Genomic DNA, 17,577 nt, shown 5'->3' with positions numbered 1-17,577 from the left:
GGGTTAGGCCTTGGCCTTGGCCTGGTTGGCCACGGCCTCGATCTGGCGGGCGATCTCTTCCGGGTCGCCCAGGTAAAAGTGCCGGATGGGCCTCAAGTCGTCGCCGAGCTCGTACACCAGGGGCACGCCCGTGGGGATGTTGAGCCCCGCGATGGCCTCGTCGCTTACGCCGTCCAGGTATTTCACCAGGGCCCGAAGCGAGTTGCCGTGGGCCGCCACCAGCACCCGCCGGCCCGATTTCACCGCCGGGGCCAGGGTGTCGTGCCAGTAGGGCATGACCCGGGCCACGGTGTCCTTCAGGCATTCCACCGCCGGAAGTTCGTCCGGGGCGAGCGCCGCGTAGCGCGGATCGAAGCGCGGATGGCGCGGGTCGTCGTGCTCCAGGGCGGGCGGGCGCACGTCGTAGCTGCGGCGCCATATGAACACCTGCTCCTCGCCGAACTTACTCGTCATCTCCGCCTTGTTGAGCCCCTGCAGCGCCCCGTAGTGGCGCTCGTTGAGCCTCCAGGATTTCTCGACCGGCAGCCACATGAGGTCCATGGCCTCCAGGACGATGTCCAGGGTCTTGACCGCGCGCTTGAGGTAGGAGGTGAAGCACAGGTCGAAGCCGTAGCCAGCGTCCATCATGGCCTTGGCCCCGGCCATGGCCTCCTGCTCGCCCAGGGGGGAGAGGGAGACGTCGGTCCATCCGGTGAAGCGGTTCTCCAGGTTCCACTGGCTCTGGCCGTGGCGCACGAGCACGAGCGTATGCATGGCGTGTCTCCTTTGCCCGGCCCCAGGCCGGGATTGGCTGTCAGGGGAAGCGGTCGCCCACCGGTTCGCGCCGATGGCCGGGCCGTGGAATGCCTTTTGCCGATAACACGCCCTTGGGCCAAAGAAAACCGCCCGGGAAAGATCGTCTCTTTCCCGGGCGGCCATGGCGTCGTGGTCGGAGCCGTCGTCAGAACGGCCCGCGCGCTAGGACTTCTTGCCGCAGATCATGGCGTCTTCAACGCCTTCCAGCATGCGGATGGCGCAGAAGGAGCCGCACATGGCGCACTCCTTCTCCTTGTGGAAGTCCTGGCGGCGCTTGCGCAGGGTGTAGGGGTCCAGGGCGTTGTCGGCCATGGCCTCCCAGTCCAGGGCGGCTCGGGCCTTGGAGATGTTCAGGTCGCGCTCGACCGCCCAGGGGCGGCCAAGGGCGGTCTCGGCGCTCTGGGCGGCGATGAGGCTGGCCTTCACGCCGTCCCAGACGTCCTCGGGGCCGGGCAGGGTGACGTGCTCGGCCGGGGTGAGGTAGCACAGGAAGTCAGCGCCGAAGTAGGCGGCCTGGGCTCCGCCGATGGCTCCGGCGATGTGGTCGTACCCGGCGGCGGCGTCGGTGGTCAGGGGCCCGAGCACGTAGAGCGGGGCGTTGTTGGTCAGACGCTTGATGCCCTGGATTTGGCTCTGCACCAGGTGCAGGGGCACGTGGCCGGGGCCTTCGATCATGATCTGCACGCCGTATTCCACGGCGCGCTTGGCCAGGTCGCCCAGCACCGAGACTTCCTCCCACTGGGCGGCGTCGCCGGCGTCGGCTCCCGCGCCGGGGCGCAGGCCGTCGCCCAGGCTTATGGTCACGTTGTGCTTGAGGCAGATTTTCAGCAGCCGGTCATAGTTCTCCAGCAGTGGGTTCTCCACGTTGCGCCGCTTCATCCAGCGGGCCAGGAGCGCTCCGCCGCGCGACACGATGCCCAGGATGCGCCGCCCGTCGGAGGCGAGGGAGGCCCCGCGCGCGGTGACGCCGCAGTGCAGGGTCATGAAGTCCACGCCCTGTTCGGCTTCCTTCTCGATCTCCTCGAAGAGCTCGTCGACGGTGAAGTCGCTGGGGTCCTGCCCGCGGGCAACGTAGGGCTGGGCCACGGAGTAGAGCGGCACGGTACCCAGCGGCAGGGGGGAGGCTTCCAGGATGCGCACCCGCACCTCGTCCAGGTCACCGGCGGTGGAGAGGTCCATCACGGTGTGGGCTCCGGCCTTTTCGGCCAGCTTCAGCTTCTGGATCTCCATCTCCACATTGTTGATCATGGGGGAGGTGCCGATGTTGGCGTTCACCTTCACGCGGCCGGGTTGACCGATGAGGGTGGGCGACACATTCTTATGGGACGGGTTGGCCAGAAGGGCCATGCGTCCGGCGTCGAGCCCGGCGCGGATGGCCTCCAGGCCGAGGTGTTCGTGGGTGGCGAGAGTATCGCCGTGACTGGACAGGTACTTGGAAACAATGGTGTTCTTGTCTGTAAGAGACATGCGGACCTCGATGGGGTTGGCTTGGATACGGGGGAGACCCGGGCCGGGTTGCCGTCTCCCGAGTGGATTGTTACTCTATCATAACCATGCGGGGGACGGTAAGTCCCCGCGGACGGTTTCTTTCTGGGCCCGGTAGCTAGCACGGACCTTCACTGCGGAAAAGGCCCTGATTTCGCTTGCCACCTGCTGGGTCACGGTGTATAGAGCCCGTCTTCGATTTGATCAAGGAGCTTTTGATGAAGACCGACATCCATCCCAAGACGTTCAAGGCGAAGGTCGTCTGCAACTGCGGATACCAGGCCGAAGTCCTGTCCACCAAGGGTGAAACCGTGAGCGTGGAAATCTGCTCCAACTGCCACCCCTTCTACACCGGGAAGCAGCGCTTCGTGGACACCGCTGGCCGTATCGACCGCTTCCGCAAGAAGTACGCCAAGTTCGAGGAAAAGAAGGCCTAACAAGCCCTTTCCGGGAAGGACCAACCGGTCCTTCCGGCAGTTCTTCGCATTGGGCCGGGCATGCTTGCAAAAGCCCCGGCGGACGACATTTGCGAGGCCGCGTGGAAAAGTCTTTCCGGCTTTTCCATCCAACGAAACTCGTGGTTCCGGCTTGCAACATTCCCGTTGCGCCTTCGCGGCGCACGGGGACGGGGCTTGCGGCCCATAAGCGTGAAGCGGCGCCCCGGGCGCCGCTTTTTCTTACCATTATGCCCATATCCGGAGCGCTCGGCGCAAACGAAACCGTCGGCGGGCAGGCCGTCATGGAAGGGGTGATGATCCGCTCCAAGGACTGCCTCGCCATTGCCGTGCGCAAGCCAAGCGGCGAGATCTTCGTTGAGACTCGCCCCTGGTTCACCCTTGCGCGCTCCAAGTGGCTGAAAAAACCCTTCCTGCGCGGGTTCCCCATTCTGCTCGAGACCCTGGTCAACGGCATCAAGGCCCTCAATTTCTCCGCGCAGCAGTCCCTGGACGAGGAGGAGGGCGAGATCTCGCCCTGGGCCATGGCCCTGACCATGGCCTCGGCCATCGGGTTCGCCCTGCTCTTGTTCGTGGTGGCCCCCCACGTCTTCTCGCTGGCCATGAACTGGCTCGGGCTCTCGGGCGGGGCCGAGGCGCTTTCCTTCCATATGTGGGACGGGCTTTTCAAACTACTGATGTTCGTGGGCTACATCGCGGCCATCTCCTTCATCCCGGACATCCGGCGCGTGTTCCAGTACCATGGGGCAGAGCACAAGGTGATCTGGGCGCACGAGAACAAGATCGAGCTTTCGCCCGAGGCCGTTCGGGACTTCTCCCGCCTGCATCCGCGCTGCGGCACCACGTTCCTGCTCTTCGTGCTGGGCGTGTCCATCGTGCTCTACACCTTCCTTGTGCCGCTTCTGCTGCAGACCTGGGCTCCGCAGCACGCCGTGCTCAAGCAGGTCTACATCATCACGGTGAAGTTCCTGCTCATGGTGCCGATCAGCGCCATCTCCTACGAGATCATCAAATTTTCCGGGAAGTTCCATAAGAACATCCTTTGCAAGGCCCTGTCCTGTCCGGGCATGGCCATGCAGATGCTCACCACGCACGAACCCGACGACGCCCAGATCGAGGTGGCCATTGCCGCCCTCAAGGGCGCTCTCGGCCAGAAGTAACCGGAAGCACAGCCATGTTCGCCAAGCTCGAAAGCATCGAAAGCCGGTTCCTGGAACTGGAGAAGGAACTGTCCTCCCCCGAGGCCCTGTCCGACCAGGAGCGCTACCGCAAGCTCACCAAGGCCCACTCGGACCTGGGCGAGGTGGTGGCCGTCTACCGCAAGTACAAGAAGCTCAAGGAAGACCTGGAGGAGAACAAGATCCTCCTGGAGGATTCCGACCCCGAGATGCGCGAGATGGCCAAGGCGGAGATCGCCACCGCCCAGGAGGAGCTTCCCCGCCTCGAGGACGAGCTCAAGATCCTTCTGCTGCCCAAGGACCCCCTGGACGACAAGAACATCCTCCTGGAAATCCGCGCGGGCACCGGTGGCGAGGAAGCTGCCCTGTTCGCTTCCGACCTGTTCCGCATGTACATGCGCTACGCAGAGCGCCACCGCTGGAAGATGGAGGTGATGAGCGAATCGCCCTCCGACACCGGCGGCTACAAGGAAATCATCGTCAGCATAGCTGGGGAAAAGGTCTACAGCCGCCTGAAGTACGAGTCCGGCACCCACCGGGTGCAGCGCGTGCCCGCCACCGAATCCCAGGGCCGCATCCACACCTCGGCCGCCACCGTGGCCGTGCTGCCCGAGGCCGACGAGGTGGACGTGCACCTGGATCCCAACGACCTGCGCATCGACGTGTACCGCTCCGGCGGTCCCGGCGGCCAGAGCGTGAACACCACGGACTCGGCCGTGCGCATCACCCACATCCCCTCGGGGCTTGTGGTCATCTGCCAGGACGAGAAGAGCCAGCACAAGAACAAGGCCAAGGCCATGAAGGTGCTCCTCTCCAGGCTCCTGCAGCAGGAGCAGGAAAAGCAGCGCCAGGAGGTGGAGGCCAACCGCCGCCAGCAGGTGGGCTCGGGCGACCGCTCCGAGCGCATCCGCACCTACAACTTTCCCCAGGGCCGCATGACCGACCACCGCATCAACTTCACCCTGCACAACCTGGACAAGATCATGGACGGCGACATCGAGGACATGATGGACGCCCTCACCAACCACTACCAGACCGAGGCCTTGAAGGCCCAGGCCGACATGGCCTGATCCCGGTTGTTCATCCCTCTTTGCATCGGCTTCAAGGCCCGGCTTCGCCCGGGCCTTTTCTTTTTGCGGCCGCGTCGCACCCCTTTGGCTTGTTCCGTCGGCCATGGCGGATCACCCAGCCGTTCGATCCCAGCCCCCCCTCCACTCCCCCTGTTCCTGCCGGGCTCCCCCCTCTACTCGCCACTTGCAACCTTGTAAAAAGAGAGTAGGCTGCGAACCGCATTTCGTAAGTTTTTGTTATGTTCAAATAATTGCTTGAAATTATTGAACTATTTTTGAATTTTTTGACTCCTGGGAGGGGTGGTTTTGGAACGCAGCATGACTGGCGGGCGCGAGAAGTTTGCTTGGCCCGTACCGAAATTGTTCAAGGTTTTACGCAGGGGGCTTTCCGCCCAGGATGTCTCGAAAGACCTTTTGGCCGGACTCACCGTGGGCGTGGTGGCCCTGCCCCTGGCCATGGCCTTCGCCATCGCCTCCCACGTGGGGCCGGAAAAGGGTCTATTCACGGCCATCGTCGCCGGTTTCCTCATTTCGTTCCTGGGCGGCTCTCGCTTCGCGGTGGGCGGGCCGACCGGCGCGTTCGTGGTCATCATCGCGGGCGTGGTGGACAGGCACGGATACCAGGGGCTGGTGCTGACCACGCTCATGGCCGGCGCCATCCTTCTGGTCATGGGGCTGGCCAAGCTCGGCAAGCTCATCAAGTTCATCCCCTATCCCGTGACCACGGGCTTCACCAGCGGCATCGCCGTGCTCATCTTCTTCAGCCAGCTGACTGATTTCCTGGGCCTCAAGTTGGAGCACGTCCCGGCCGAGTTCGTGCCCAAGGTGGCCCTGTTGGCCTCCTCGCTGGGCTCGATCGACCTCTCGACGGCGGGCATCGGTTTCATTTCGCTCGGAGCCATCCTGCTGGCCCGGCGCTTCTTCCCCAGGATACCGGCCCCTGTGTTCGGCGTGGCCGTGGGCGCGGTGACGGCCGCAGCCTTCAACCTGCCGGTGGAGACCATCGGCACGCGCTTCGGGGGCATCCCGAGCGAGCTGCCGTCCCTGGTAGTGCCTTCCCTGGACTGGGCCTCGCTCAGGGCTTTGATGCCGGACGCCATGACCATCGCCCTGCTGGCCGGTATCGAATCGCTCTTGTGCTGCGTGGTGTCCGACGGCATGACCGGCGACCGGCACGACTCCTCCATGGAGCTTCTGGCCCAGGGCACGGCCAACATCGCCTCGGTGCTGTTCGGCGGCATCCCCGCCACAGGGGCCGTGGCCCGCACCGTGACCAGCATCAAGTCCGGGGCGGTGTCGCCCGTTGCCGGATGCATCCACGCCGTGGTCCTGGTGGTGTTCGTGCTAGCCGCCGCGCCCGTTGCCTCGGCCATTCCGCTGTCCAGCCTGGCGGCGGTGCTCCTGGTTGTGGCCTACGACATGAGCGAATACCGCAAGTTCGCAAGGCTGCTGCGTGCGCCGCGCTCCGACGTGGCCGTGCTGGTGACTACCTTCGCCCTGACGGTGCTCATCGACCTGACCGTGGCGGTCTACGTGGGCGTGCTCCTGGCGGCGCTTTTGTTCATGCGGCGCATGAGCGAGATGACCGAGATCTGCTCCTGCAGTCTGCCGCAGAGCGACAACCTGGATGAACGGGTCCGCATGGCCGACATCTCCGCCGGCGGAGAGGACGCGGCCTATTCCAAGGAGTCCTGCCCCCTGCCCACCGGACAGTCCCTCTTGGAGGAAGGAATCCAGGTCTACGAGATCGACGGTCCCTTCTTCTTCGGCATCGCGGACCGCTTCCAGGACATCCTGGACGTGGTTTCAGGGAAGCCCAGGGTGTTCATATTGGACGTGTCCCATGCGCAAACAATCGATTCTACGGGCGTCAATGCTCTCGAAGGCTTTGTGAAGAAATGCAAGTCACGAGGAATCGAACTCTATCTCGCCGGAGACAGGGATCATTTCAAGGCGACGTTGCAGCGTTTCGGAACCGACGTCCTGATTGGATGGGATCATATGGTGGATTCCGTCGCCGAGGCATTGTTGATCGCGTCCTACAAGGGGCGTTACGACGCACGCAAGGATGGTCCTGCGGCACAGGCGTAGGGATTTGCGGCAGGTGTGCGCGCGGGGCCTGGGCCACGTCCTCCGATGAGGAATTCGTCCCCGGCGCCCCGCGCTGGGGCGGGCGAGGCTTTACATCGTGTACGGCACATGCAATGGTCTGGTTTCTTAGGGAACATTCCGGAGCATGGGGACGACATTGCAGTTTTGCAGATCAGCCTTTCCGACCCGCTACCCGTTTTCGCGGCCCCAGCTCTTCCGGCAGGCTGCGGGTTGGCTCCTGCTCGCGCTGGCGCTTCTCATCCTGCCCGGAAACGGGCTTGCCGAATCCCGCTTCATTCCCAGATTCCAGCATTTCGGGGTGGAGGACGGACTTTCCCAGTCCTCCGCCGTCTGCCTGGCCCAGGATCGCGAGGGTTTTCTCTGGATAGGAACCTACTCGGGCCTCAACCGCTACGACGGATACACCTTCAAGGTGTATCCGGGCGGCCAGGACAGTCCCGGATCGCTCCCTGACAGCAACATCCGTGCTCTGACCGTGGACGACGCGGGGACCCTCTGGGTGGGCACCAGGAGCGGCGGCCTCTGCCGCTACGACCGCGCCACCGACTCCTTCGTCAGCTACACCCACGACCCCTCCAATCAGTCGGGCATTCCCAGCAACGAGGTCCACGCCATCCATCAGGACAGCCGGGGCGTCATCCGGGTGGCCACCGCGGCTGGACTGGCCGAATTCCAGAAGAGCACCGGATCCTTCCGCCTGGTCCCCGTCGCCCAGGGCAAGGCCGGGGGCGAAATCATGGCCATCGCCGAGGACGAGCTGGGGCAGGTGTGGGCCGCGTCGCACAGGGTGGTCTACCGCCTGGACCAGGCCAAGGGGGCGCTGGTTTCCATCGTTGACGAGAAGCTGTCCAAAATCCTGGCGAACGCCCAGATCAGCCAGATATTCCCTGAAGGCAACAACATCCTCTGGATCGTCAGCGACGTCATCGGGCTCTTCAGGCTGGACTTGTCCACGGGGGCGTTCGAGCAGCATCTGCCTGGAGTGGGAGTCTTCAGGCTGGCGCGAGACAAATGGGGGGCCGTCTGGGCCGCCACCAGCAAGGGGGTGGGCCGGCTCATGGAGAACGGCTCCGGGAGGCGGTTCGAGCTCTTCGGCCACAATCCCTACGACCCCGACTCCATCAGCCAGGACGATGTGATCTCCCTGCTCGAGGACCGGTCGGGCATCCTGTGGGCGGGCACCTATTCCGGCGGGCTCAACAAGCTGGTCACGGGATCGCGCTGGTTCGCATCGTACCGGCACATCCCGGGCGACGCCGGCAGCCTGCCCGGCAAGGAAGTGAGCGCCGTGTGGCTGGGGCGGGACGGAAGCCTGTGGGTGGGCCTGCGCTATGAGGGACTGGCCAGACTCGGCCGCGACCGAAAGCTCGCCCAGCATTTCCGCAATGACCCCGCGAATCCGTCCAGCCTGGGAGAGAACCAGGTCAACTGCGTCATGGAGGACTCCAAAGGACGCATCTGGGTCGGCACGGTGGAGAACGGCATAAGCATCCTGGACAGGGCCACGGGCAAGTTTTCCCACTTCCGGCACGACCCGGCCAACCCCGAGACCCTGAGCCAGGACAAGATCTGGTGGCTGTTCGAGGACTCCTCCGGCATCGTCTGGGCCGGAACGAGCAAGGGCGGCCTCAACCGCATCGATCCGGACACGGGCAAGGTCAAGCGGTACCTGAATGATCCCAAGAATCCGTCCAGCCTGAGCCATGACCGCGTCCGCCACGTCATGCAGACCCGCGACGGGGCGCTCTGGATCGGCACCAACGCGGGCCTGAACCGCTTCGATCCAGCCACCCAGACATTCACCTGCTGGCGGCACAACCCCAAGAATCCGGAAAGCCTCTCCAACGACCGGGTCACGCCCATCCTGGAGGACCCCTCCGGAGCGCTCTGGGTGGGAACGGACAACGGCCTGAACCGCTTCGATCCCGCCAGCGGAACATGCAGGCGCTACCTCGAGCGGGACGGGCTGGCCGACGACGGTATCCAGGGCTTGGCCATGGACGCCAAGGGCCTGCTCTGGATGAGCACCTTCAAGGGCATATCGCGCCTCGATCCCGCCACCGGCGAGATCAGGAACTACTCCCGCCGCGACGGACTGGCCGGGGTGGAATTCTACATGAACGCCTTCCACAAGGGGGCCAACGGGGAGATGTTCTTCGGGAGCTTCTCCGGACTCAACGCCTTCCAGCCTTCCGAAGTCATGCCCAACCGGCACGCGCCCGCGACGGCTCTCTCCGGCCTGTACGTGAACAACCATCCCAGCGAACCTGCCGGCGGGCCGGGCCGGTATTCAGTGGTGCTCAAACCCAGCGACCAGAGCCTCACCTTCGAGTTCGCGGCCATGGATTTCACCAATCCCCACAAGAACCGCTACGCGTATATGCTCGACGGCTTCGAAACCGGCTGGGTGGACGCCGGGACCACGCACCGGGCCAGCTACACCAACCTCGACCCGGGCCAGTACCGCTTCCTGGTGAAAGCCTGCAACGACGAGGGCTACTGGAACGAGAAAGTGCTCGAGATCGCCGTCACGGTGATCCCTCCCTTCTGGAGGACCCTGTGGTTCAAGGGCCTGATGGTTCTCGCCGCCGTGGGGTCCCTGTACGCCGTGTTCTCCCTGCGCTTGAACGCCCTCAAGGCCCGGCGCAGGGAACTGGAAGACACCGTGGCCAGCCAGACCGCATCGCTGCGTGTCGAAATCGAGGAACGCGTCAAGGCCGAGGCTGAACTGCGCGACAGCCAGCAGAGCTTCCAGGCCATCTTCCAGTACAGCCCCGTGGCCGTGGCCATCTCTTCCGTCCACGACAACCGCATCCTGCAGGTCAACAACGCGTTCTGCTCCCTGACCGGCTTTCCGGCCGAGGAGATACTGGGGCGGACGGGGTCCGAACTGGGCATCTGGCAGGACACTTCCGCACGCAGGATGATGCTCGATGAAGTCATGGCCAGCCGGGTGGTGCTCAACCGCGAGTTGGGCATGATCTCCCGGGACGGCCGCCAGACCCATGCGCTGTGTTCGGCGGCATTGATCGACGTGTTCAACGAGCCGTGCGTGCTCTGGCTTGTTTCGGACATCTCGGACCGCAAGGTGCTCGAACTCAAGCTCATCGACGCGCGCGAGCGGGCCGAGGCTGCCAACCGGGCCAAGAGCGACTTCCTGGCCAACGTCAGCCATGAGATACGCTCGCCCATGAACGCGGTCCTGGGGCTCACGGAGCTGGCGCTTCGCCGCAACCCGCCTGAGGACATGCGCAAGTACCTCGCGAAGATATCCTCGGCCAGCCACGTGCTGCTGGGCGTCATCAACGACCTCCTGGATCTTTCCAAGATCGAGGCGGGGAAGATGGAGCTGAGCCTGGCCCGGTTCGACCTGCAAACCATCCTGGATCGGGTGTCGGACATCTACGTGTCCAAGGCGCGCGAGAAGGGCGTGGAATTCTCCGTGGACATTCTCGAAGGCACCCCCACGGACCTGGTGGGCGACGGCCTGCGGCTGGAGCAGATACTCATCAACCTGGTGGGCAACGCGGTGAAGTTCACCTCCGCCGGGGTCGTGACCGTCGAAGTCTCCGGAACCCTGGACGGGCAGGGCCGGACGGAGCTGACCTTCACGGTGCGCGACACCGGCATCGGCATGTCCCCGGAACAGCTCGGCCGTGTCTTCAAGCCTTTCGTTCAGGCCGACACCTCCACCTCCCGCCGTTTCGGCGGCACCGGACTGGGGCTTTCCATCGTCTCCAAGCTGGTGGAGATGCTTGGTGGAAGGATAACCGCCCGGAGCACACCCGGGTCCGGCAGCACCTTCGTCTTTATCGTTCCTTTCGCCCTGGTGGGCCCTGGCGCGATGGACAGCGCGGGCCATGCTGAAGACTCCTCCGGACTCGAGGGAGTGCGCGCCCTGGTCGTCGACGACAACGCCCTCAACCGCGAACTGACCTTCGAGCTGCTCAAGATGGCCGGTGTCGAATCCAAGACCGCCTCCGGCGGGCATGAGGCCCTGGCCATGCTCGAGGAGGAGGACTTCGACGTGGCCCTGCTCGACGTGCAGATGCCGGTCATGGACGGGTACGAGCTGTCGCGGGCCATCCGGGAGCAGCGCGCCGGACGTCCCATGATCCTCCTGGCCCTGACGGCGCACGGCATGTCCGGCGACAGGGAGCGCTGTCTGGAGGCCGGAATGGACGGCTACCTCACCAAGCCGATCATGCCCGACGTCCTGTTCGCGGCCTTGAAAAAGCACCTCGGCCGGGGCGGAGAAGCCAAAGCCTGAAAAATGGCTTGGAATCCACGCGGCAGGGGGATATGCCCCCCGCAATCATGACCAAGCAGCCAACCGTCCGCGACATCCTTCTCAAGACCGAAGCCTATCTGCGCGACAAGAACGTCGATTCGCCGCGCCTGTCGGCCCAGATACTCCTGTCCAAAGGGCTGGGCACCAACCGCATGGGCCTTTTCCTGGATATGGACCGGCCTCTCAGGGAAGAGGAACTGGTCGCCCTGCGCCCCCTGGTGGCCCGACGGGGCAGGGGGGAGCCGGTGGCCTACATCACGGGCGAGCGCGAGTTTTTCAGCATGGCCTTCGAGGTGACGCCGGACGTCCTTATCCCCAGGCCTGAAACGGAGATGGTCGTGGAGGAGGCCCTGCGCCTGTTCCCCAAGGAGGGCGAGCTCTCCTTCGCCGACCTGGGCACGGGTTCGGGCTGCCTGGCTGTAACGCTCGCGGCGCAGTTCCCCGCCTCGCGGGGCGTGGCCCTGGACGCGAGCCCCGCCGCCCTGGCCGTGGCCCGGGCCAACGCCGTCCGCCATGAGGTCCAGGACAGGCTGGAATTCGTCGAGGCGGATTTTTCTGGACTGGATGCCCCGGCGGGCGGGTTCGGGCTCATCGTCTCCAATCCCCCCTATGTGAGCGAGGAGGAATACGCCGCGCTGTCGCCCGAGGTGTCCGGCTTCGAACCGAAATCCGCCCTGGTGCCCCGGGGCGGGGGGGGCACCGGCCTGGAAGCCTACCCGGTCGTGGTGGCGAGCGCCTGGAAGGCCCTGGCCCCCGGCGGCGTGCTCATGCTGGAGATAGGGTGGAAGCAGGGGCCTGACGTGAAGTACCTGCTGGAGGCGGACCCTTTCGGGTTCGAGGGCGTGGCCGTGCTGCCCGACCTGGCCGGAAACGACCGGGTGGTGCTGGGGCGCAAGCCGGGCGAGCCCGGGAGCACCTGAAAACGTGTGCGCGTCCAGGCGATCCCGGGCGCCTTTGGATGACGGTTCCCTTTCCTGAACGGTCCGGCGGACCACGAGGACGCGGCGCGAGGCCGCCGCGCGGGAGGGCCGGCGATCATGCTCGAACTGGTGGTTTTTCTCTGCGGCGCGGTGGTGATGGTCATCGAGCTTGCCGCCACGCGGGTGCTCGCGCCCGCCCTCGGCACGTCCACGGTGGTCTGGACCAGCATCATCGGGGTGATCCTGGCGGCCATGGCCCTGGGCTATTGGTGGGGCGGACGCCTGGCCGACCGACGGCCGTCGCCCAAAGCCCTGTCCCTGGTCATCCTGGGAGCCTCGGTCTGCACGGGGCTCATCGGCTTCTCGCGCTCCTTCGTGGTGGAGATGATCCAGGCGTCGGGCAGCGGGCTGCATTTCGGGTCGGTGCAGGCCGTGGCGCTTCTTTTCGCCCCGCCAGCCACGCTGCTCGGCATGGTTGCCCCTTTCGCCGCGCGCATCCGCATGACCGACTGCGCCCGGGCCGGCAGCACCGTGGGCAGGCTCTATGCCCTGTCCACCCTGGGCAGCATCGCGGGCACCTTCGCTGGCGGTTTCTTCCTCATCTCTTATTTCGGCAGCGTCACCATCCTGTTTTTGCTGGCGGCGGTGTTGGCCGGGGCATCCATCCTCTGCCACGTCGGGAAATGGCCGCTCAAGGCGTCGGTCGGACTGGCCTTCGCCGCCCTGTACCTGCTGGCCGCAGTGGAGAATCGCGCCCAGGCGGCGTCCGGCATGGTGGACGTGGACACTCCCTACCAGCGCGTGCTGGTCTATCCCTCGCTGGATTTCAGCACAGGACGGCCCATGCGGGCCCTCTCCACAGGCCCCGAAGGCGTCCAGGGCGGTGTCTATCCCGACGATCCGGACGCCCTGGCCCTCAACTATACCCGCTACCTCAGCCTGGCCGAGCACTTAGCGCCGGACATGCGCCGCGTGCTGGTACTGGGGGGCGGGGCCTTCGCCATGCCCAAATATGTACTGGCCCGCCACGAACAGGCCACGGTGGACGTGGTGGAGTTGGACCCCGGCATCACGAAGCTGGCCAGGGCCCATTTCTTCCTCCCGGAGAGCCCCCGGCTTCGCATTCTCCACGAGGACGCCCGAACCTTCCTCAATACCAACGGCGCGCGCTACGACGTCATCGTGGAGGACGTGTTCAATTCGGCAGCATCCATCCCCTTCCATCTGGCCACGGTTGAGACGGTGCGACGCCTCTACGACGCCCTGGAGGACGACGGCGTACTGGTGGTGAATACCATCGCCGCTCTGGACGGGCCGAAATCCAGGCTTTACAAATCCTTCTTCGCCACATACGCGAGCGTGTTCCCGCAGGTGCACTCCCTGCGCGCCTGGACCGCGTCACCCGAGACGCAGCCGCAGAACATCCTGCTGTTCTGTTTCAAGAACACGGCTCCCAGGCAGTGGACCAGCGCCGACGCGGCCGTACAGGCCAGGCTCGAAAGAAGACTCGATCCCCCGGACACCGCCGGGGCGCTGGTCCTGTCCGACGATTTCGCACCCGTAGAACGCTATCTAACCGGTTGGTGACACATGAACGAAAACGATCCCTGTCCTTGCGGCTCCGGCCTTGAATTGTCCGCCTGCTGCGGCCCCATCGTCGCGGGCACGCGCCCGGCCCCCACTGCCGAGGCCCTCATGCGCTCGCGCTACACCGCCTACGTGCTGTGCGACGTGGACCACCTGAAACGCTCGCTGGACCAGCGCTGGCACGCCACCTTCGATGTGGATGGCTCGCGTGAGTGGTCCGAGAAGGCCACGTGGAAGGGGCTGACCATCCTCTCCACCAAGGCCGGGGCCGAGGGCGACGAGGAGGGCGAGGTGGAGTTCGTGGCCAGCTTCGAGATGGACGGCGAGGAGCAGCAACTGCGCGAGCGCTCCCGCTTCCGCAAGCGGGCTGGCGAGTGGCGCTATCTGGACGGTAAGGTCAAGTCCACCAACGAGCCCGTGGTGGCGTCCGGCCCCAAGGTGGGCCGCAACGATCCCTGCCCCTGCGGCAGCGGCAAGAAGTTCAAGAAGTGCTGCGGCTGAACTTTTTTCAAGTAATTTGAAATAGTCGTTGACACTCCGGTGTCTCGAGCATAGAACCTCTTTCTCAACGACGCGGGGTGGAGCAGACCGGTAGCTCATCGGGCTCATAACCCGAAGATCGTGGGTTCAAATCCCACCCCCGCAACCAAGAGATTACAGGGGCTTACGGATACACACCGTAGGCCCCTTTCTCTTTTTCCAACCTTTCCCCGACGGCTTCACTCCTCCGCGCGGGCCGTGCGCAGGGCCATCTCCTGGGCCTTCTTGATGTCCCGGGCCAGGGCTGGGCTCAGGACGGCCGCTTCGAGACGCTCTCTGTCCACCATGTGGTGGTATGAGATGTTGAGCGGATCCGCGGGTTCTTCCGTGCCGGATGCGAACACGCCAGCCAGCTTGTCCGCCACGTACAGGGCCGTCAGGTGGCGCAGGGTGGCGGAGTCGAGCCCCAGCGTCTGGCATTCCGTCCAGGCCGGTGAGTGGTGGTGCTCAAGCCCGGCGGAGATGCGGTCCGGAAAGTTCCACCGCGTGGCGAGCAGCTTCCCGGCCAGGGCATGGTTGATCCCGAACAACTCGTTCTCGTCCTCGATGGAGAATCGCTGGTCGTAGGCCAGGGTCTGGTCCTGGCCTCGGTCCACCAACGGCGAGGTGGCGATGACGAACCGCCCGATGTCGTGCAGGAGCCCCATGGTGAAGAGGGTGCCGGGGTTCACGCCGTCGAAGGCCGGCGCCACGTGCGAGCAGCATACGCTGGTGAAAGTCAGGTGCTCCCAGAGTTGGTTGAAGAAGAGCTTCAGCCTTGGGTCCTCGATGTCCACCAGTTGGACCATGTGCGCGCGGTATATGATGTTGCGCAGGTTGACCATTCCCAGGATCAGGATGGCCGTGGGAATGGAGCTGACCGCGCCGCGCAGGCCGAAGTAGGGCGAGTTCACGCACTTGAGAACCTTGCCCGAGAGGCTCGGATTGTCCGTGATGATGCGTGACAGCTCCGAGAGCCTGATGTTGGGGTCGCCCAGGGACGCAAGGACGGCGTATCCCGTTTCGAAGCTCCTGAGGATTTCGTTGCGCCGCCCGAGCACCTGCAGCAGGGCGGGGCGCACGCCGTCCAGGGTGAGTTCCGGCTGCCGCTCCTCCGGAGGGCGGCCGCTGAAGAGAAGCTCCAGGCGGGCCGACAGCTGTTCGCGCCAAGCCTCGGTCTCCACGTCCAGGCCGCGCTTGGCCACCATGACGCCGCCGTCCCCCCGGAAATAGTCGGCCCACATGGTCTCGTGCCCGGCGTCGACCTCTCCCAGGGACATGTCCTCCTGGTGGGGGTCTTGGAAGAACGGGGTGTTGGCCTTATCCCGGCGCGTTCGTGCGCGCCGGTCCATGACGAGCTTCACGGCGAGCGCCAGTCCGGTCAGGCCGAGCAAGACGGCCAGGATATCCCACATGTGAAGCGCCCCTGGTCGATAGGGTTCACGTATCCGGCGGCTGAACAGGACGTTGCGGCCGGTGCTCTTTTTTATTGCCGTAGGCGGGGGAAATGTAAATCGCAAAGATGCGGCGCGCCAGGCCGATGCATTTTTTTCACTGTTGACCCGGAAGACGGATTACCTGTATATATGAAAGATGAAGGAGGATTCCAGATGAAAAAACACGGTGTGCTGACGGCGTTGTTTCTGGTTCTGGTCGTATCGCAGGCTTGGGCGCAGTCGACCTACTCCGGCGAGTTGATCTTCAGCCAAGGGGATTTCAGGCAGCTCGATGTGCTCGGATCGGGTCCGGTCACAGGGGGCGTTTCTGGAAACAACCTGATCATAACGTCCACGGGCGGAAACTTCTCCTATCAGAACAGCAGCAACTCGCTGGACTGGTCCATAAGCCTGGACAAGACCGCGGCCGCTGCCATGGTTTCCGGAACGGGCGTGACCACCTACACCGGCTATTTCACCTATGGTCAGCCCCAGGGTGCGCAGACGGTCATCGGATCGGGCCAGCTCAACGGCTCGGTCAGCAACGGCGTGTTGTCCTTGCAGACCTACAACGGTCGCATGGGCGTGAGCGGGGTCATCCCGGCCAACACCGTGGCCAGCGACTGGAACACCGCCGCATTCAACTGGAACATGTCCATGCCTGTCAGCACCGTCAGGTTGTGGCTGGGCATGTAGCTTCTTTCAAGAACGAGTCTGGACTGAAAAAGCCCCCGCGTGCGGGGGCTTTTTCGTGTCTGAACGGGCCGGACCGGCCTACTCGCCGACCGCGCCGTTTCAGGTGAAGCCGGAACCGGCGGTGCAGGCGAAGCAGTGATCTCCGGTGGGGATGTCGCCGCCTGGCTGGCCGGCGGCCAATTCCGAGATGTGCCGGACTGACGACGAGGGGAGTTGGGCGGCCTGGTTGAAATCACAGTCGTAGAGGGTCCCGTCCCAGGCCACGGACACGAGGGTGCGGCACATGAGGCCCGGGACCACAGCGGGGTTGAAGCGTTCCCGTAGTGAGCGCGTGTAGCCCTCCAGATTGCCCGAGCGCTCCAACCATGACTTGAACCGGCCCAGCGGCATGTTGGCGAAGACGAAGAGCGAATTGAACCGCACCCCATGGCGCCTGAGCAGTTCCCGTTGGAAGTGCTTTTGGGCAGCCTCCTGGGCCGGGGGCAGGAAGGCTCCGGCCGGGTTGGCCACCAGGTGCAGCTCGAGCCCGTCCCCCGAGGCGTATCCGGCCTCGTTCAGCGCGCGCAGCATGTCCAGGCTGGCCTCGAAGACGCCGTGCCCGCGCATGGCCTCCACCTGGCTCCCGCTGACGGCGGGCAGCGAGGCCGCCAGGTTCCATCCGCCGGAGGCGAGGGTGTCCAGCAGGCCCATGTTTTCGCGCAGGGCCACAAGGTTGGTCCTGAACATCCTGCGCGGGGCCAGCGGCGCGAGTTCGCCAAGCAGCGCGCCGATGTCCGGGACCATTTCCGGGGCTCCGCCGGTGACGTCCACGGTTTCGAAGGGGATGCGCCGGGCGCAGGCCACCACGTCCGCCATGGTGGACCGGCTCATGACCTCGCTGCGTGACGGCCCGGCCTCGAGATGGCAGTGGCGGCAGGCCAGGTTGCAGAGGTAGCCCGTGTTCACCTGGAGGGTGTTCACGGCCGCCTTGCACAGTTCGAGGCCATGGGCGCGCAGGGTCTGGAGGAAGCTGGGACTGGCCTGGGACATGCCG

Annotated in this window: 13 protein-coding genes and 1 tRNA gene; 10 read left to right on the top strand and 4 right to left on the bottom strand. The window is 64.9% G+C overall.

The genetic code is table 11. The features are described from left to right. Positions 1–3: 3 nt before the first annotated feature. The gene (gpmA, locus tag ML540_RS11245; protein WP_243361082.1) at positions 4–753 is read right to left on the bottom strand and encodes a 2,3-diphosphoglycerate-dependent phosphoglycerate mutase; all 750 of its coding nucleotides are present in this window, start codon (positions 751–753) and stop codon (positions 4–6) included. 204 nt (positions 754–957) lie between these two features. After that, positions 958–2,262, bottom strand: a complete 1,305-nt coding sequence (thiC, locus tag ML540_RS11240) for a phosphomethylpyrimidine synthase ThiC (RefSeq protein ID WP_243361080.1) — start codon at positions 2,260–2,262, stop codon at positions 958–960. 236 nt (positions 2,263–2,498) lie between these two features. On the opposite strand from thiC, the gene rpmE reads away from it, so the two are divergent. From rpmE to ML540_RS11195, 9 genes are all read left to right on the top strand, one after another. Next, the gene (rpmE, locus tag ML540_RS11235) at positions 2,499–2,717 is read left to right on the top strand and encodes a 50S ribosomal protein L31 (protein ID WP_243361079.1); all 219 of its coding nucleotides are present in this window, start codon (positions 2,499–2,501) and stop codon (positions 2,715–2,717) included. A 314-nt stretch (positions 2,718–3,031) separates the two neighbouring features. Next, positions 3,032–3,895 carry a DUF1385 domain-containing protein gene (locus ML540_RS11230; RefSeq protein ID WP_423747889.1) on the top strand — a complete coding sequence of 288 codons (864 nt, stop codon included), beginning with the start codon at positions 3,032–3,034 and terminating at the stop codon, positions 3,893–3,895. A gap of 14 nt (positions 3,896–3,909) precedes the next feature. Then, positions 3,910–4,983, top strand: a complete 1,074-nt coding sequence (gene prfA / locus ML540_RS11225; RefSeq protein WP_243361075.1) for a peptide chain release factor 1 — start codon at positions 3,910–3,912, stop codon at positions 4,981–4,983. Between the two features lie 306 nt (positions 4,984–5,289). After that, a complete protein-coding gene (locus ML540_RS11220) occupies positions 5,290–7,074 on the top strand; it encodes a SulP family inorganic anion transporter (protein ID WP_341482651.1) in 1,785 nt (594 codons plus the stop codon). A 145-nt stretch (positions 7,075–7,219) separates the two neighbouring features. Beyond that, positions 7,220–11,365: a two-component regulator propeller domain-containing protein gene (locus ML540_RS11215; RefSeq protein WP_243361073.1), complete on the top strand. Its 4,146-nt coding sequence runs from the start codon at positions 7,220–7,222 to the stop codon at positions 11,363–11,365. 47 nt (positions 11,366–11,412) lie between these two features. Beyond that, the gene (gene prmC / locus ML540_RS11210; RefSeq protein WP_243361047.1) at positions 11,413–12,306 is read left to right on the top strand and encodes a peptide chain release factor N(5)-glutamine methyltransferase; all 894 of its coding nucleotides are present in this window, start codon (positions 11,413–11,415) and stop codon (positions 12,304–12,306) included. Positions 12,307–12,423: 117 nt separating this feature from the next. After that, the gene (locus ML540_RS11205; RefSeq protein WP_243361045.1) at positions 12,424–13,893 is read left to right on the top strand and encodes a fused MFS/spermidine synthase; all 1,470 of its coding nucleotides are present in this window, start codon (positions 12,424–12,426) and stop codon (positions 13,891–13,893) included. Positions 13,894–13,896: 3 nt separating this feature from the next. After that, the gene (locus tag ML540_RS11200) at positions 13,897–14,394 is read left to right on the top strand and encodes a YchJ family protein (RefSeq protein WP_243361043.1); all 498 of its coding nucleotides are present in this window, start codon (positions 13,897–13,899) and stop codon (positions 14,392–14,394) included. Between the two features lie 71 nt (positions 14,395–14,465). Continuing rightward, positions 14,466–14,542: transfer RNA gene (locus ML540_RS11195), tRNA-Met, on the top strand. Between the two features lie 70 nt (positions 14,543–14,612). On the opposite strand, the gene ML540_RS11190 is transcribed toward ML540_RS11195, so the two are convergent. Next, positions 14,613–15,827: an HDOD domain-containing protein gene (locus ML540_RS11190; RefSeq protein ID WP_243361041.1), complete on the bottom strand. Its 1,215-nt coding sequence runs from the start codon at positions 15,825–15,827 to the stop codon at positions 14,613–14,615. 195 nt (positions 15,828–16,022) lie between these two features. Between ML540_RS11190 and ML540_RS11185 the strand changes: the two genes are divergently transcribed. Then, positions 16,023–16,544 (top strand): hypothetical protein, encoded by a 522-nt coding sequence (locus ML540_RS11185; RefSeq protein ID WP_243361039.1) that lies wholly within the window; start codon positions 16,023–16,025, stop codon positions 16,542–16,544. Positions 16,545–16,643: 99 nt separating this feature from the next. Here the strand turns inward: ML540_RS11185 and arsS are convergent, their stop codons facing one another. Continuing rightward, positions 16,644–17,573: an arsenosugar biosynthesis radical SAM (seleno)protein ArsS gene (gene arsS / locus ML540_RS11180; protein WP_243361037.1), complete on the bottom strand. Its 930-nt coding sequence runs from the start codon at positions 17,571–17,573 to the stop codon at positions 16,644–16,646. Positions 17,574–17,577: the final 4 nt, after the last annotated feature.

Origin of the sequence: Fundidesulfovibrio terrae, from assembly GCF_022808915.1 — a bacterium.
GTDB classification, from domain to species: domain Bacteria; phylum Desulfobacterota; class Desulfovibrionia; order Desulfovibrionales; family Desulfovibrionaceae; genus Fundidesulfovibrio; species Fundidesulfovibrio terrae.
The sequence above is the reverse complement of the archived record's forward strand: the minus strand, read 5'-3'. Positions and strand labels throughout refer to the sequence as shown.